The sequence below is a fragment of the Blochmannia endosymbiont of Camponotus sp. genome (genome assembly GCF_023586365.1).
GTDB lineage: Bacteria > Pseudomonadota > Gammaproteobacteria > Enterobacterales > Enterobacteriaceae > Blochmanniella.
This window is the reverse complement of sequence record NZ_CP097759.1, coordinates 710,796-728,048: the sequence shown is the minus strand read 5'-3', so window position 1 is coordinate 728,048 and position 17,253 is coordinate 710,796. Positions and strand designations below refer to the sequence as shown.

General features: G+C 27.5%; 13 protein-coding genes. 2 read left to right on the top strand and 11 right to left on the bottom strand.

Annotated features, from left to right (window positions below):
• Positions 1-397: 397 nt before the first annotated feature.
• The 5 genes from M9407_RS03055 to aroK all read right to left on the bottom strand — a co-directional run bounded on the left by M9407_RS03055 (position 398) and on the right by aroK (position 5,378).
• Positions 398-985: an anthranilate synthase component II gene (locus M9407_RS03055; protein ID WP_250237026.1), complete on the bottom strand. Its 588-nt coding sequence runs from the start codon at positions 983-985 to the stop codon at positions 398-400.
• 411 nt (positions 986-1,396) lie between these two features.
• On the bottom strand, positions 1,397-2,395 hold the full coding sequence (gene trpS / locus M9407_RS03050) for a tryptophan--tRNA ligase (RefSeq protein WP_250237025.1): 999 nt from the start codon (positions 2,393-2,395) through the stop codon (positions 1,397-1,399).
• Between the two features lie 238 nt (positions 2,396-2,633).
• The gene (gene rpe / locus M9407_RS03045; RefSeq protein ID WP_250231768.1) at positions 2,634-3,302 is read right to left on the bottom strand and encodes a ribulose-phosphate 3-epimerase; all 669 of its coding nucleotides are present in this window, start codon (positions 3,300-3,302) and stop codon (positions 2,634-2,636) included.
• Positions 3,303-3,701: 399 nt separating this feature from the next.
• Entirely contained in the window at positions 3,702-4,787 is a 1,086-nt protein-coding gene (gene aroB, locus M9407_RS03040) for a 3-dehydroquinate synthase (protein ID WP_250237023.1), read from the bottom strand.
• A gap of 54 nt (positions 4,788-4,841) precedes the next feature.
• Positions 4,842-5,378 carry a shikimate kinase AroK gene (aroK, locus tag M9407_RS03035; protein ID WP_250237426.1) on the bottom strand — a complete coding sequence of 179 codons (537 nt, stop codon included), beginning with the start codon at positions 5,376-5,378 and terminating at the stop codon, positions 4,842-4,844.
• A 1,526-nt stretch (positions 5,379-6,904) separates the two neighbouring features.
• On the opposite strand from aroK, the gene M9407_RS03030 reads away from it, so the two are divergent.
• On the top strand, positions 6,905-7,495 hold the full coding sequence (locus tag M9407_RS03030) for an NfuA family Fe-S biogenesis protein (RefSeq protein ID WP_250237021.1): 591 nt from the start codon (positions 6,905-6,907) through the stop codon (positions 7,493-7,495).
• A 157-nt stretch (positions 7,496-7,652) separates the two neighbouring features.
• Here M9407_RS03030 and asd read toward each other — a convergent pair whose 3' ends face one another.
• Positions 7,653-8,759, bottom strand: a complete 1,107-nt coding sequence (gene asd, locus M9407_RS03025) for an aspartate-semialdehyde dehydrogenase (protein ID WP_250237019.1) — start codon at positions 8,757-8,759, stop codon at positions 7,653-7,655.
• A gap of 232 nt (positions 8,760-8,991) precedes the next feature.
• Here asd and M9407_RS03020 point away from each other — a divergent pair, with 232 nt between their 5' ends.
• Positions 8,992-9,585 (top strand): YhgN family NAAT transporter, encoded by a 594-nt coding sequence (locus M9407_RS03020; protein WP_250237017.1) that lies wholly within the window; start codon positions 8,992-8,994, stop codon positions 9,583-9,585.
• A 434-nt stretch (positions 9,586-10,019) separates the two neighbouring features.
• Here M9407_RS03020 and yigL read toward each other — a convergent pair whose 3' ends face one another.
• From yigL to dapF, 5 genes are all read right to left on the bottom strand, one after another.
• Complete coding sequence (gene yigL, locus M9407_RS03015; RefSeq protein ID WP_250237016.1) at positions 10,020-10,859, bottom strand: sugar/pyridoxal phosphate phosphatase YigL; 840 nt, start codon at positions 10,857-10,859, stop codon at positions 10,020-10,022.
• A 371-nt stretch (positions 10,860-11,230) separates the two neighbouring features.
• Positions 11,231-12,175, bottom strand: a complete 945-nt coding sequence (corA, locus tag M9407_RS03010) for a magnesium/cobalt transporter CorA (RefSeq protein WP_250237014.1) — start codon at positions 12,173-12,175, stop codon at positions 11,231-11,233.
• Between the two features lie 467 nt (positions 12,176-12,642).
• Entirely contained in the window at positions 12,643-14,595 is a 1,953-nt protein-coding gene (locus M9407_RS03005; protein ID WP_250237013.1) for a UvrD-helicase domain-containing protein, read from the bottom strand.
• A 64-nt stretch (positions 14,596-14,659) separates the two neighbouring features.
• The gene (gene yigB / locus M9407_RS03000; protein WP_250237011.1) at positions 14,660-15,376 is read right to left on the bottom strand and encodes a 5-amino-6-(5-phospho-D-ribitylamino)uracil phosphatase YigB; all 717 of its coding nucleotides are present in this window, start codon (positions 15,374-15,376) and stop codon (positions 14,660-14,662) included.
• Between the two features lie 158 nt (positions 15,377-15,534).
• On the bottom strand, positions 15,535-16,359 hold the full coding sequence (dapF, locus tag M9407_RS02995; protein ID WP_250237425.1) for a diaminopimelate epimerase: 825 nt from the start codon (positions 16,357-16,359) through the stop codon (positions 15,535-15,537).
• Between the last annotated feature and the right edge of the window lie 894 nt (positions 16,360-17,253).

Genomic DNA, 17,253 nt, shown 5'->3' with positions numbered 1-17,253 from the left:
TTACCAATAAAATTACTGGTATCCCTACATGAGGCATAATAATTTGGTTTTATATTTGTTATTAATGAAGACATGCATAATTAATTTTTAAATTTCATAAATAAACTAATTATAAAAATATGCACAAAATACATAATTAAATTTAATTTTAAAATAAAGAAAAATTTCTACATATTTCCACTAAATATGGTTACACTAAATTTTAATATTCTGAGTCATACATTCATCTTATTTTTAAAAATAAGATGAATGTATGAAAATAATCATCCAATTCATTGTGGATATATCATTGGGTAATACTTTTAAAGTATTAAAATCATAATTTCATAAATTACTAAAAATAAGAAACAATCACTTTTAAGCGTTAGGATTTTCAACACATTTGACAAATTTTAAGTTAATACTTCATAAAATTACTTAGCATTTGATATCCTTGTTCACTTAATATACTTTCTGGGTGAAATTGAACGCCTTCTACAAAAAGATTACGATGGCGAATGCCCATTATTTCGATATATTTATCACTGTCACTGCATGTACTCCATGCAGTTATTTCTAAACATGATGGCATAGTGTTTGAGTCTATTACTAAAGAATGATACCGAACTACATTTAAAGGTTGTGTTACTTCAGTAAATATTCCTCTGCCATTGTGATGGATTAGAGAAATTTTACCGTGCATTACTTTTTGTGCATATTTTAATTTAGCACCGAAAAATTGAGCTATAGCTTGATGCCCAAGACATACCCCAAGAATAGGTATTCTTTTATGAAAATAACGGATTACATCTAAAGTGATACCTGCATTGTCTGGTATACCAGGTCCAGGAGAAATTACTAAACGTTCGGGAGATAACTGCTTAATATCTATAATATTTAAAGTATCGTTTCTTTTAACTTCTACGATACCACCCATTTCTCTAAAGTATTGATAAAGATTCCAAGTGAAGGAATCATAATTATCGATAATAAGGATTTTGTTCATTATAGTTCTATAATTAAATATAATAATAAATTAATTCTGTCATATATTCAAAAGTTTTGTGGAACATAATTTCAAATTAAGCCTGATTATTAATCAATCGCATTACAAGAAAGAACATAAACAGATAAAGATATAACTTATTTTGCATATAAATAATATCAATTAAACACAATTATAATTTATACGTTACATGGTTTTATGTATTTTAATAATCATAAATTAGTGCGGATGATTAATTGTTTATTTTTTAATCAGCGCAATTAATTTAATGATTATCATCCTATGAAGATACTGTCATTGTCATCATATGTGCATTTTTATAAATTTAAACAATACTTTATTTTACTTATGCGCCTATTATACATGAATATGATTAACATAATGATATTAATCATATTAATTATTTTTAATTTAATTACTCAATCCCATTGCTTTGTGCACTTTTCTTAAAGTGACATTAGCTTTTTTTTGAGCTTTTTTTGCTCCTACGCATAATATATAACGTAATTTATCTTCATTAACGCGTTCAGTATAATAACGATTTTGAAATTTTATTAACACCGATGATATTGATTTAATAATTTCATTTTTTAACTGGGAATATGTTTTTTCTTTAAAAATTTCTTCTAAATACGTAATAGGTTGATCACTTATTCCAGAAAGAATTTCTAATAAATTAGAAATACCTGGTTTATTAATAGGATCGTATTTAATTATTGGAGGTTGATCGGTATCGGTAACAGCGCGTTTAATTTTTTTTGATACCATATTAATATCATCTAAAAGAGTAATCATATTACCGGATCTACGATCTGACTTAGACATTTTTTTATTTGGTTCTAACAAGGACATAATACGAGAACCACATGTAGGAATAAATATTTCAGGAACAACAAAAATTGTTCCGTATGTACGATTAAAACGTTCAGCAATGTTACGTGTTAATTCTAAATGTTGCTTTTGATCAGATCCCACTGGAACTAAATTAGTTTGATATAATAAAATATCTGCTGCCATTAGTACTGGATAGTTAAATAACCCGATATTAACATTTTCCTTTTGTTGTGTTAATTTTTCTTTGAATTGAGTCATACGATTTAGTTCTCCAAAATACGTATAACAATTTAATAACCAATTTAATTGACTATGCTCTGGAACATGGGACTGAATAAATATTGTACTATTATCAGGATCAATACCACATGCTAAATATAAAGCTAATGTATCTAATGATGTTTTGTATAATTGATGTAAATTATTCTGATTTGCAATTGCATGTAAATCTACGATACAATATATACATTGATAATCGTGTTGCATTTTAACCCACTGACGTATCGCTCCAATATAATTGCCAATAGTAAGTTCGCCTGATGGTTGCGCCCCGCTAAATAAGATTGGTTTGTTCATACAGATATATTCCATAGTGTTTATGATAAAACACATTACAATGTTATTACTTTAAAATTTACACAACACAAAGCATATAGTTTGTATGATATTAAGTTATATAATTTATAAAAAAAATTATTTTATAAAAAATAAATAATATATCAAATAATATGCGTTTCAAATAAAATAATTATGGTAATTAATATAATATTTCTTTTAATTATTTATCTGCAAATAAAATACTAAATATTTTTCGTTATTGATTTGATAAAACAGATCGAAAATCACGCATAACCTCATAGTAATTTTTGGATCCAAAGATAGCTGATCCTATAATAAACGTATTTGCACCAGCTTTTAAAATTGAATGTATGTTTTTTATATTAATACCTCCATCCACTGCTAAATCAATATTATAGTTGGTATTATCTATTAATTTGCGTGTTTGACGTATTTTGTTTAAAATCATGGGAATAAACAATTGTCCACTAAAACCAGGATTTACTGACATTAATACAATTAGGTCAATTTTATCCATTACATATTCCAAATAATTAAGAGTAGTGCTAGGATTAAAAACTAATCCCGCTTTACATCCGTATTCTTTAATTAATTGTAATGATCGATCAATATGTTTTGTTGATTCTGGATGAAAACTAATATAATTTGCTCCAACAGCGGCGAAATCTGAGATTAATCGATCTATTGGTTTTGCCATTAAATGCACATCAATAGGAATACTAACTCCGTAACTACGTAGTGACCGTAACACCATAGATCCTACGCTTAAATTAGGAACATAATGATTGTCCATAACATCAAAATGTAAGATATCTGCGCCAGCAGATATAACATCTGTAACATCTTCTCCTAATTTAGCAAAATTAGCTGACAAAATAGATGGAGCTATTAAAAAGCGTTTCATATAATTTCCATTAAAGATTATATACTATATAAATAGTCTATTTTAATTTAATCAAATCAAATAATAATATAAATTTATAAGGATTATATTATTAATCTTTTATATAAAAATTTTATTTTCATAAATTTATAAAGACAGAATTGTTTCAAATCAGGATTTATATTTTATATGATTTGTATATTGGAGTACTTATCTATAAGTTTTCAGATTATTTATATTTTCTATATCGTATAATACAAAAAATGAATCACCACATAATTAAAATAAAGAATCTAAATCAATACTATTGTTAATAATTTATTAAATTATACTTTACTTTAAAGAGTAATCTTCGCATGTATATTACACATACACCGATTATATTAAATTTTAATACTTATTAATTACTAAATATAGTTATTAGTGGTTAGTGTCTTCAATGGATAAAGACACTAATTCATGGTTTACGTTAAAGACAGTTTTTGCATTTCCTATAGAAATAGGCAAAACTAAGTTCAGTTCTCCTGATATTGATTTTTTGTCGCGTTGCATATATTCCAAATAGTTTTTTGATGTCATTTCCTTTGGACCACGCACAGGTAAACCTGCTCGTGTTAATAATAGTTTTATACGTTTTGCATCACTGTAATTAAACTGATTTAAACGTAACGCAGTATTTACTGCCATCATGATGCCCGCTGCTATAGATTCACCGTGAGACCATTGTGAATAACCTAAATATGATTCGATGGCATGACCATAGGTATGTCCAAGATTTAATAAATTTCTAATACCTTGATCACGTTCATCAATTGTAATTATAGATGCTTTTAATTCACAACAACGACGGATACAGTACATTAAAGATGGCGAATGTAAAATTAATAAATCATCCAAATGGGATTCCAACCACCTAAAAAAACTAGAGTCAAGAGCTATAGCGTACTTGATTATTTCAGCTAATCCAGAGGCAAACTCTTTCATACTCAACGTATGCAAGACATCCAAATTGATAACAACCGCAATAGGTTGATAAAAAGCTCCAATCATGTTTTTACCAAGTAAATGGTTAACCCCAGTTTTTCCTCCAATAGATGCATCTACCTGTGCAAGCAGTGTTGTTGGAACTTGAATAAAACGTATTCCTCGTTGGTATGTAGCAGCTGCAAATCCAGTTATATCTCCGATGACACCACCACCAAGGGCAATAAGTATTGTACTACGATCATAATTTTGTTTCAGTAATTTAGTAAATATTGTGTTTAATGTAGTTAGAGATTTGTTTTGTTCGCCATCTGGTAAAATTAGTTGATCAGTAACAATGCCTGATCTAGTCAATAAATTACATAGTATATTTAAATAAATCGGCGCCACCCGATCATTGGTAATTAATACTACTTTGTCGCCAATATTTAATGGCCAACAGGATGAGAAATCATTAAACAATTTGTCTGCAATAATAACTGGATAGCTTCTTTTTTGTAATTTTATGATAATTTTTTCCATAGCAAAATTATGAAAACTTTTAATATTACAACGATTAATTTATAATGACGAGTGTCATACATTACTTTGTTTGCGAAGAATAATGATTTTATTAACGACGATCCTGACATTTTGTTCATCAGTGGAAATTCTTATATCTGCAATTTCTTCGTACAACGGATTACGTTCTTTCGCTAACACTTCTAGTAATTCTCTGGTCTTTCCTGATACTGATGGGGACCTCAGTAATGGACGTCTTTTATCATGTTGCGTTCGAATTAATTGTTTTTCAATAGTCGTTTCTAAGTATACCACTAATCCACGATCGGAAAGATTATTCCGTGTTATGTGAGATTTGACAGAACCACCTCCGGTAGCTAATATAATTCCCTGCTTTTTCGTTAATTCATCGATAATTTTTTCTTCACGATCACGGAACTTGTCTTCTCCTTCTACATCGAAGACCCAGCTAATATTTGCTCCGGTACGAGTCTCAATTTCTTGATCAGAATCAAAAAATTCCATATTTAATTGATTTGCTAGTTGGCGCCCAATGGTACTTTTCCCGGCTCCCATAGGGCCAATTAAAAAAATATTATTTTTTTTTAACATATTATTATTATATGCAAATGATTTCTTCATTTTATACGTTTCATCACTTTATATGAAGACCTAACTGATCGATAAACGCACAGATATAAAAATATGAAGCGTTAAAATCATCTTATTTTTATAAATATACATCCAATATATGATATATATAATGATCGCGACAGTATTATTAATTGTTAACATGTAACAACATGCTATCATTGTAATACAAATCTTTGTCCAGATACAACTTAGAAACTTATTTATTCTCATAGTGAAGAACAAATTTAACAATGGGTAAATGAATATGATCAAATATAGGTGCAAGATTCACTTAGTTCTATATAGATAAAATGATTTTTTTTAAAAATATAAGTTTATTTTAATCAGGGATTAAAATATTTTATTATTTAGGCTATGGAACGTCTCCTCTTTATAGGAGATATAGAATTAAGTTTTAAAAATACTGCGTATTATAGATTTTTACATATTTTTATATTGATGTTTATCAAAATAATTAAGTCATTGTTATTACACTTATATGATTAGATAAAAGTATATAAATTTCGATATTCGTTATTAATCTGTATGAATATCTATTCATGTAGTTGAGAACCATGCATTTTACTGCATTAAATATATAAAATAATAAGTTATCTATATTTTATAATAAATAGTGTAGTACGTTGAAAAATTCAACATACATATATATAATATGTAATGAGTTTACACGTTAAACATTACAGTCAATAAATCATTTGGACAAATATTAAAACTGTAAACTTCTTTATCCTGAATAACATTAGCCTCGTTGACAAAAAAAAGAGATGTCGTTAAGTTTGTGATAAAAAATTGAAATTTAATGTTAAGCATATTTAAAATTTTATTAATATCTGATTGGTAGTACTGTAAATATGTTATTGAAATTAATTGTTTCTCTTAGGAATATAAATGATTGCATATTTAATATTTACACTGTGTTTCCTTACATGATAAAAACGTTATTTAATTGCCTATACGTAAATCCCATAACTTGCTTATTAGTGAATGTAACTATTCGTAAATATCCTATTATTAGAATCTGAGGATCGTATGCATTAATAATTGTGTAATAAAAGACATAATTTTTGGTCTTTTTAGTGTTATGTATGTTTATTGTTTAACTCTTTTTTGTTAATTCGTTTTGAAAATTAAAATATAATAATTAATTGCTCATTAGCAAATACCAAATTTTTAAGTATTAAATATACAGAGTTAATTTTATATACATTTTATTATCTTAATATTATTTATATGTTAGAGCAAATTTGCTATAATAAATTAAAATTGTCACTAATGTAATTAATGTTTTTTTAAATTACATACACAGGGCATATTGTGTTATGTCTAATATAATTACATTAGACAGTTTATCAAAAATACAAAAAAATAAATAATATATATTGAAAGTATATAAAAATATATATAAATTATCCAAAATAGTTTTGTATAACATGTGCATGATAAAATATAATGCATTTTAAAAAATGATTTAGGTATCGTATCGTATGATTTGTATAACTCCAGTTGCACAAAAACATTTTGCTAAACTGCTAGTGGATAAGAAACCAGGTACTCAGATACGAGTGTTTGTAGTTAATCCAGGTACAGTTCATGCGGAGTGTGGTGTTTGTTTTTGTCCACCAGAAGAATTTAAATCTAGGGATATAGTCATTGAGTTTGATCTCTTTTCTGTACACGTAGATCGAGTATATATATCTTTCCTTAAAGACGCAAAAATTGACGTGATAATTAATGAATTAGATTCTCAACTTACTATCAAAGCTCCGAATGCTACTAAAGCATGCAGTAATATAAAAAACAAGATAAATGATGATTCGTTGGAAGATCGGATAAGACATGTATTACAATTTCAGATTAATCCTCAGTTAGAACTGCACGGGGGCAGTGTATCTTTAATACGTATTACTGAAGACTTGTTAGCTGTTATTAAATTTTACGGAGGATGCAATGGCTGTGCAATGGCTAGCTACACCATAACAGAAGGAATAGAAACTACCTTAAAGAATCTTTTCCCCGAATTAAAAGGGGTACTAGATGTGACTCAACATCACCGCGGGACGCATTCTTTTTATTAACGACTTTATTTTTTATTTTTAAAAATTTTTAGCAAAGTAACATAAGTGTACTTGTATAATTAAATGAGTCTTTTTGAAATTTTCAGTGTTGCATTTATTATTTGCACTGCTCCCCAAATTGTATATTTGTAAATCTAATTTGCAGAACAAATAAAATTTATAGTAATTGACGTAATATCCTGCGTAATGGCTCAGCGGCTCCCCAAAGTAATTGGTCGCCTACGCTAAAGGCAGAAATATATTGGTTACCCGCATGTAATTTGCGTAGGCGACCAATGGGTATTTTAAGTGTTCCGGATACCATAACAGGAGTTAATTTGTTTAATGATTGTGTAACATTATTTGAAATGACTTCTACCCATTTATTATGAGACCGGAGTAATTCTTCTATTTCTGTTAAACAAATGTCCTTTTTAAGTTTTAAAACAAATGCTTGGCTATGACAACGTAATGAGCCCACACGCACACATAAACTATCTACTGTTATAATTTTAGAAGTATTGAGAATTTTGTTAGTTTCTGCTTGACCTTTCCATTCTTCTTGAGTTTGACCATTATACATGTAATCACCAATCCACGGAATGACGTTGCCGATCAAAGGCACTTTGAAGCAATCTACTAACAAGGAATCAGTTTTACTAAATTGAGTAATTGTATGTTCAATATCTAGAATAGCCATTGAAGGGGACGTCAATAAATCAGTTACTATATTATACACTTGACCCATTTGTATTAATAACTCACGCATGGCGCGCGCTCCACATCCAGAAGCTGCCTGATACGTGGAAGCAAAAACCCATTCGATTAAATTATGAGCAAACAACCCGCCTAAAGACATTAACATTAAACTTACAGTGCAATTACCGCCTACAAATGTTTTAATACCTTTATTTATGCTTTGTTCTATCAGTACTTGATTGACAGGATCCAAAACAATAATCGCATCATCATTCATGCGTAAAAATGAGGCGCTATCAATCCAATATCCTGTCCATCCAATTTTTCTTAATTTTGGATAAATAATTTTACTATATGCACTACCTTGACATGTAATAATAATATCTAAAGAATTAAGCAAATCGGCATTACAAGCGTCTTGTAAAAATAATTCTTGTGATCCTTGAATGTTTGGAGCATGTTCTCCTATTTGTGATGTAGAGAGAAATATTGAGTGAAAATGGCTAAAATCATCTTCTTCTTTCATACGATTCATTAATACTGAACCTACCATTCCTCTCCAACCAACAAATCCAATATTTTTCATTATCAATCTCACAGGCGTTATTAAGTATCAAAAATATATGTATCTCGAGTATTATGAGATACTGAACATTTTTATATAATATACAATATATTATATAAAAATGTTCAGTACATAGTGTGGCATACATGTATTATAAGTAATATGATGTAATACGTTTATAATAATATTTTGTAATTTACTTTATAAAAAGCGTGGTGTATATAAAACACAAATAACTTTTAGGAAAATAATAATGAATGAAATGATATCAGCTACAGTTTTATTGTTTTTAATTATGGATCCTATCGGAAATTTACCAATTTTTATGTCGATACTAAAAGATCTAGAACCAAAACGACGTCAAATTATAATAATTAGAGAGATGATAATCGCTTTATTATTAATGTTAGGGTTTTTATTTGTTGGCGAATATATTTTAATATTTCTTAATTTACACACAGAAACAGTTTCAATCTCTGGAGGTATTGTGTTATTTTTAATTGCCATAAAAATGATATTTCCTTCAGAAGAAGGAAGTAATACTGGGTTTTCGAATGGAGAAGAACCTTTTTTAGTGCCACTTGCTATTCCTTTAGTTGCTGGTCCTTCAATTTTAGCAACATTGTTACTATTGTCTCATCAATATCCTCATAAAATTAATTTTTTAATTTTAGCATTAATTGTTGCGTGGGGATTGTCTATGTTAATTTTGATGTTGTCTAATGTATTTTCTCGTTTATTAGGTAGCAAAGGCATCGGGGCATTGGAGAGGTTAATGGGTTTATTATTAGTAATGATCTCTACTCAAATGTTACTTGATGGGATACATAGTTATTTATGCATATGATTGAATTGAAAAGTTATTTCATATTTAAATATATTTAGATGTTTTAAATTGAATTTTAGTAGATTCTATTAAATTAATTAGTATAAGTAATTTTTTAAAAATTAAATATAAAAATTTATACATTTATTTATTATTTCAATTAAGGCGCGACAAGTGAATTTCACCATAGTGAAATTACACACACATACTATAATTTTAAAAAATATATATATATTAATGATTATTTTTATACAGCATTTCGTTTTGAAATGTAACTTTTTAAAAATTTTGTTAATTCAACAAAATCACCCTTTATTAGTTATTAAAACAATGCTATGAACTTTCATTCATATATGAAAGTTATCAATATAAACACGAAAACTCATGTAGTAAATCACAAAATTACTTAGCGAATAACGAAAAAATATTAAACCACAATATTTTTATTAAAAATATTAATTTAAAACACTGCTTATTAATGACGAATCAAACCATTTATTATGATAAATACATTGTAAATAATGAGGTACTGCATCATCTTTATTGCTGCCAATAATTTCTAAGAACGGAAGAGTATCTTTCAGTCTTTTCTGTGCATTGCTCATTATACAGCCTTTTCCTGCCATTTTTAACATTTCTTGATCATTCATGCCATCTCCAAATGAAATACAATCTTTTAGTTGACAGCCTAATAATTTAACTACTTTTTCTAAAGCATGTCCCTTAGAAACTCCTTCTGGCATCACCTCAAGACATGTAGGGAGCGAAAAACTAATATTGATTCGATGATTCCAGCGCGCATGTAATTTCTTTTCTAAAGATAACAGTCGTTTGTAATTGTTACTAGTGAAATACACCTTACAGATACCATTCAAGGGCAATGTATCCTTCTGATATATGTGATAATTAGATTCACATCCGTTATAAAAACAATTTTGTTTTGATATTGGTCGGTTGATCAGCCACTTATCATTATAAAAAATATTAGTAATAATTTGAGAATCATGATGTACTATGCGTAATAAATCATCTACGATTTCTGTAGCTAAATCGTAAGAAGCAATTAATTTCCCGTGGGCATTGTGTATTCTAGCTCCATTAGAAGTAATCATATAAGAATTAATTTTCAAATTATCACGTATTTGCATGACGTTTGTGTGATGCCGGCCAGTAGCAAAAACAAAATGAATATTACGAGTAGTCAGCAATTTTAGAATCTTTTTAGTAAAAGATGTTAATCGATGGTCCGGTGTTAGCAGAGTACCATCTAAATCAGACGCAACGATGCGAAACATTTATTACCTCGCTTTGTTTTTTGTTAAAATGTAGCAATAACACCCATTATATATCAATATATTATACAATGGTATCAACAAAAAATTGATACACCATAGATATTATTTTAGATAATAATTTATTGCATGAATTTTTTCTATATATTAAACACAACAACTTCTCAAGTATAAAATATAATTGTTATTATTACAAATGTTTTATAGGTGCATTATATGCAAATGAGTTTAAATATTTAAATGTATTGAGTTTTTATTACATCTTTGTATTATAGAGATATATGTAAGAATAGGATTTTAAAATATTTAATCTTAATTAAATTAATATTTTTGTTAGAAAAATTATATATATTCTGTAATTATATTTATAACATTTATAGCCAATTTTTATACTTGAAATAGATGTACGGAGCAAGTCCTGATAAAATCATTAAAATAATGGCGCTAGGATAACCAAATGACCATTGTAATTCTGGCATAAATTTAAAATTCATTCCGTAGCTAGATGCTATTAGAGTTGGAGGCAAAAAAATAACCGAAAAGATTTTTATAATTCTATTTTGTTCAATATTAATAAATCCCATTGCTGATTGGGTCAAAGAACTTATTTGATGAAATACATATTCATTATGAGGCAATAATAATGTGATTTCACTTAAAATATCGTTGGCATATTGTTGTTGTAGTACAGGTAATTTCACTTTACGTATTAAAAATTTTATTGCTCTTTCAGTATCTAATAAATTAACACGAATTTTCCATCCTATATTCTCCAATATAGCTAAATCAGAAAGCGCATGATCGTATTCATCGATTTGTTGTCCGTTCATAATAACAGAACTCAATGTTTCTAAAGTAGAATAAATATGTTCTATTTTATTTGCTAGCTCATCAAGTTTTACTTCAAATAAATTTAATAATAATTCATAGACATTTCCATTAATTAACAAATGATTATGTAAATATTTTTGATACATACAAAATACTGGAAATTCTTTTTTACGCGAAGTATATAGACATCCATTGTGGATGGTGAAAAATACACTAGAGTTATCTATTTGTTCTTGACTGTTATATGAAAAGAAAAAAGAATGAATATGTAATCCATTTTTATCTTTAAAAAAACGTGTAGTCTTTTTAATGTCTTGCAATTTAAAAAATTTTATTTTTTGGTGAAGCAATATGTTTGGTATATAATTATGACCATCGTCATGCGAATCTATTATATCAATCCAAATAATATTATTTAAAAATGGTATTTTTTCTTTTTCATTAATACGAAATAAATGATTATTTTTTAATTGAAATATATTATACATATATCATTGATTCCTCAAAAAATACAAATTAGTCTACATTAGATCACAATAACTAAAATTAGATAATAAATAGCTATTTTCATGCCATGTCGTTTCGATAATATGCATTACATGATAGAATAGTTATAAACGATCGTTATCGCGTATCAAATATCTATAACGTACAAATAATTCGTAAAGTTTTTATTTATTTGGTAACAAATATAATTCAATTATGATAGTTATTTAAATATTCGGTTAGATCTTATTCACTGAGATATCATAAGTATAATCTGCAGATTAGAGCGGGCATGTTACGCCTAGAATAAAAAGATTGTCAATATTTATAAATGTTTTTGATACTAAAATAGATATATTTGTATATATAATAATTCTAATGAAGATTAGAGTAATAACTTTCTGGAAATTCAATAAAATAGAAATATAAGTTTATACGAATAACAGGGATTCACTTTTAAAGCATGACATCAACATATTTTTAAACAATCTATTGGTAATTCATTAACAAATCTAGATGGTGATTGAATAACCATTTTTTTTCCATAAATATAACGAGTTTCTGAATAACTAATTGTTAATTTATGCATAGCACGTGTGATGCCAACATAAATTAATCTACGTTCTTCTTCTAATAATTCTTTGTTAGTTAAAGAAACATAATTTGGACAAATCCCTTCTTCTAAGCCTACAATGAATACTTGAGAAAATTCTAATCCTTTTGAAGCATGTAGCGTCATGAGTTGTACTGCATCTGGGTGAGTATTAGATAAATTTTCTTCAAATTCTAAAGAAATATACGATAAAAATTGTTGTAATGGATGTGTATTTACCGTTGATTCTGACAGAATGCTATATTGATTGCTCATTGCTATAAATTCTTCAATGTTTTGTATGCGTTCGCAATATGTTGATGTTAATATATTTTTTTCATACATATTCCATAATCCGATTTGCCTAATAATATAAAAAATTTGTTCATGCAAGGGCAATGTGGTGGTGGACATTTGATTTTTTAAGGAATCTATCAATATAATAAATTGTTTTAGAGCGATAGCAGGTCTTCCTTTAATAATTTTTTTGTTTGAAATAAATAAGCTACTTTCCCACAAGCTTAAGTGATTTAAATTAGCGTATTTGTTAATAACCTCTAAAGTACGTTGACCAATTCCTCTATTAGGTGTGTTAATGATTCGCATATAAGCAGTGTCATTATTCTGATTAACAATAAATTTTAAATAAGCTATAATATCTCTAATTTCTTTGCGTTCAAAAAATCCTATCCCTCCATATATGCGATAAGGTATATTTTTTTTTAACAAAATTTCTTCTAATAAACGAGATTGAAAATTATTTCGATACAAAACAGCGCACTCATTTAGTAAACCATGTTGTTTTTTCCAGTCTATTAGATTATTTACTACGAACGTAGCTTCATCTATTACATTAAAAGCACAATAAAGTGAAATAGCATCTCCTTTATTTTTACATGTCCATAAATTTTTCTTGAAACGTGTGTCATTTTTGCAAATGAGAGCATTGGCTGCTCTCAAAATATTATTAGTAGAGCGATAATTCTGTTCTAATGTAATAATCCGTACATGTGTAAAATCTTCTAAAAGTCGTTGAAAATTTTTTACTTGCGCTCCTCTCCAACCATAAATAGATTGATCATCGTCGCCAACAATCATTAAATTATTATTTTCTCCTGATAAAAGACATAACCAAGCATATTGAACTGCATTGGTATCTTGAAATTCATCCACTAAAATATTAATAAATCGTTTTTGATAATAATGTAAAATATTCGGATAATTTAAACATAACGTATATGCGCGTTTCAATAATTCATTAAAATCTACTAATCCAGAACGATTACATATATCTTGATAAGACTGATAAATTCGGAACCATGTCATTTTTATTGAATTGCTATTAGTACTTATGTTTGGAATATCTGGAATTTTATTTTTCTCACTATTGATATAATGCATAACTTGATATACACCATACTTATTTTCATTTAGGTTGAGTGAGCGTATTAATTGTTTTAAAAGTTGAATTTGATCGTTGTTATCGAGGATTTGAAAATCTTTTGGTAAATTTGCATCTATGTAATGAGCGCGTAGTAACCGATTTGCTAATCCATGAAAAGTACCAATCCATAAATCACTTTTTTTTTGAACACCAATTAAAGATTGTATACGATTTCGCATGACTGAAGCAGCTTTATTCGTAAAAGTAATCGCCATTATTGACCATGGTGTATATTTTTTTACTAATTGCAGCCAGAGAATGCGATTAATTAATACCCGAGTTTTTCCGCTACCAGCTCCAGATAACACTAATATATTTTGGTCATTAGAAGTTACCGCTTCTCGTTGTTTATCATTTAGTTGATCAAGAATATTATAAATATTCATAAAATATTACAACATATAGTAAATAATTATTTATTGATATATGTATCTAATACAACTATTAACATTATAATAAATATGTTAATGATATTAGTTTTGAAATTTTCAAATGTGGTAACAGTGTTGTATCAACTGAACAAAATTGATTTAAATTATATTGATTAATCCAACAAGCCTGCATCCCAGCACGTATTGCTCCTTTTATATCTGTATTCAAGTCATCTCCTACGTGCAGAATATTTTTACAAGATATTCCTAAACGCTTTGAAGCTAAATAATACATATCTTTATAAGGTTTAGCACGACCATTAATTCCAGCACGTAGTACATCTTGAAAATATTGTTGTAGTCCACAAGAAATCGGATTTGCATTGCCATTAGTGATTGCAATTAATGGCCATTTAGAACTTAATGCCGATAATACATTATGTGTACTAGGAGGAATATCGATTTTATTGCGCCAATGTATAATAATTTCCATAGCGTAATCAGCGCCTAATTGCGCTTCATTTTTAGTTAGCCCTGATTGTAATAAAATTATATTTAAAGATTTCCAACGCCAATAATTTACATCATGACAAATATTTGGTTCTATAAATTGAAGCATTTTACGTGACTGATAATAATCTCTGTTTTGTATTTTAGACAATAAGGGATGATATTCTTGCAAAAACAATATTGACTTTTCTTCGGCTTGATTTATTACTGGATAATTATCGTATAATGTGTTATCTAAATCTAAAGTTATAGCATGAAAAGGCTGTAATGTACGGTAAACATGCATAATTTATACCTTTAATATCATTAAATTATAATTGTTATTTCTTCAATTAAATATTTATATGATCACTGCATTATATTCATTTCATGCATAACCAAGTAAAGTTTCAATATAAAATGCGTGAGTTAAAAAATATTATTTTTGGTGGATTTATTATATGTTTATAAATTGATGTATCCATCATATACATAAGACGTTGATCCAATCATGTGCAATGCATTGTTTGTTCCTTTCCAATTTACTGATACAGTGCCTCCAGGCAAGCTTACGTTTACTGATTCATATAATAATCCCTGTTGAATACCCACGGCGACTGCCGCGCAGGCGGCAGTTCCACAAGCTTGAGTTTCTCCTACGCCACGCTCATATACTCGTAATCGAACATTATTACAGTTAATGATTTGCATAAAACTTACATTGACACGTTCTGGAAAACAATGATGATCTTCTAATGATGATCCTAATGAAGTAACTTCGATATTTTCTATTTTTTCTACTAAAATAATACAATGAGGATTACCCATAGATACTACACCACATAGTATTATTTGTGTGGGTAAAAATAAAATATAAGTTTTTTGATATTGTGATGTATAAAACGGAATAAGTTTTGGATCAAAGATAGGCGGCCCCATGTTAACAGATACACGATTGTCATTCATAATAGATAATAATATATGATTAGAGCGAGTGCTAATATGAATGTTTTGTTTATTAGTTAATTTTTTTAAGCAGACAAATTGTGCAACACAACGTATGCCGTTACCGCATTGATTTACTTCCGTGCCATCCGCATTATAAATTCGACAATGAAAATCTATTGTTGGATCATAAGGGGGCTCTACTATTAATAATTGATCGCAGCCAATTCCATAACATCGATTTGATAGATATCTGATATTTTCAGAAGTAAGATGTATATTTTGAGTGATAGCATCTATGATGACAAAATCATTGCCCAACCCATTCATTTTGGTAAATCGCATACCTTCCTCGCATAACATCATGCATCACTGATTTTTGGAAATGGTTTTAATTTTTTTATTATACTCAACTATTATTGATTTTATTATATTTATTGTAATATCCGAAAGAAATGCAAATATTGTTGGTTATATTGTAAAGTACAATACATGAATAAACACTGCTATGTTTTATAGAAAAAAAGACATAGTCCATTCTTTCTAGAAAATATCCTTTTCGGATGATAATAAATAAAAAACGATTACATTCATGTGATCATTATAACATCTTTGTAAAAAAATAATATTTTATAATACTTATCTTTTTTGATTATTTATTTTGATTTTATAAATTTTATATAATAATTAATATATCCATTGAAATTGTTTTTATTATCATAAACATGATTATATTGATACTGATCAATACAGGTACGTGCTTATTTAAAATAAAAACGCCATTGTTTGTAATAGTACAGTGTTTATAAAAAATATCCTGTTAAACTATGATAAAAAATGATAATACCTTAAATAACTAAAAATAATGAGTAATCTATATACTTAATTATTAATACTTGTTAGTTTGTTATTTTCATCAATTATTAAAGTATTACATATAAATACATGAGATTAATTTTGTAATTCATAAATAATCGAACCATTTTATACAGAATTTTTTATTTTCAACATTTATAAAAACGCAATATAAAATTAAAATTTTAAATGTGGTAATATTGAAAATATTACAAGTAGTAATATGCAAAGAGAACTTTTTTATATAATTTATCGAAGATTAAATTTATTTAAGTGTTAATTTTTAAATATCAAAACATTATAATTTTATATGATATACAATATCGTTACAAACCTACTGATTATTTACATAAAAACGTTTTAATTAGATAAAGATTAAAATAT

Bases quoted from the DNA above. Each gene is read 5' to 3' on its own strand.
- M9407_RS03055 (WP_250237026.1), bottom strand. From the start codon at position 985: ATGAACAAAATCCTTATTATCGATAATTATGATTCCTTCACTTGGAAT.
- trpS (WP_250237025.1), bottom strand. From the start codon at position 2,395: ATGAACAAACCAATCTTATTTAGCGGGGCGCAACCATCAGGCGAACTT.
- rpe (WP_250231768.1), bottom strand. From the start codon at position 3,302: ATGAAACGCTTTTTAATAGCTCCATCTATTTTGTCAGCTAATTTTGCT.
- aroB (WP_250237023.1), bottom strand. From the start codon at position 4,787: ATGGAAAAAATTATCATAAAATTACAAAAAAGAAGCTATCCAGTTATT.
- aroK (WP_250237426.1), bottom strand. From the start codon at position 5,378: ATGTTAAAAAAAAATAATATTTTTTTAATTGGCCCTATGGGAGCCGGG.
- M9407_RS03030 (WP_250237021.1), top strand. From the start codon at position 6,905: ATGATTTGTATAACTCCAGTTGCACAAAAACATTTTGCTAAACTGCTA.
- asd (WP_250237019.1), bottom strand. From the start codon at position 8,759: ATGAAAAATATTGGATTTGTTGGTTGGAGAGGAATGGTAGGTTCAGTA.
- M9407_RS03020 (WP_250237017.1), top strand. From the start codon at position 8,992: ATGAATGAAATGATATCAGCTACAGTTTTATTGTTTTTAATTATGGAT.
- yigL (WP_250237016.1), bottom strand. From the start codon at position 10,859: ATGTTTCGCATCGTTGCGTCTGATTTAGATGGTACTCTGCTAACACCG.
- corA (WP_250237014.1), bottom strand. From the start codon at position 12,175: ATGTATAATATATTTCAATTAAAAAATAATCATTTATTTCGTATTAAT.
- M9407_RS03005 (WP_250237013.1), bottom strand. From the start codon at position 14,595: ATGAATATTTATAATATTCTTGATCAACTAAATGATAAACAACGAGAA.
- yigB (WP_250237011.1), bottom strand. From the start codon at position 15,376: ATGCATGTTTACCGTACATTACAGCCTTTTCATGCTATAACTTTAGAT.
- dapF (WP_250237425.1), bottom strand. From the start codon at position 16,359: ATGCGATTTACCAAAATGAATGGGTTGGGCAATGATTTTGTCATCATA.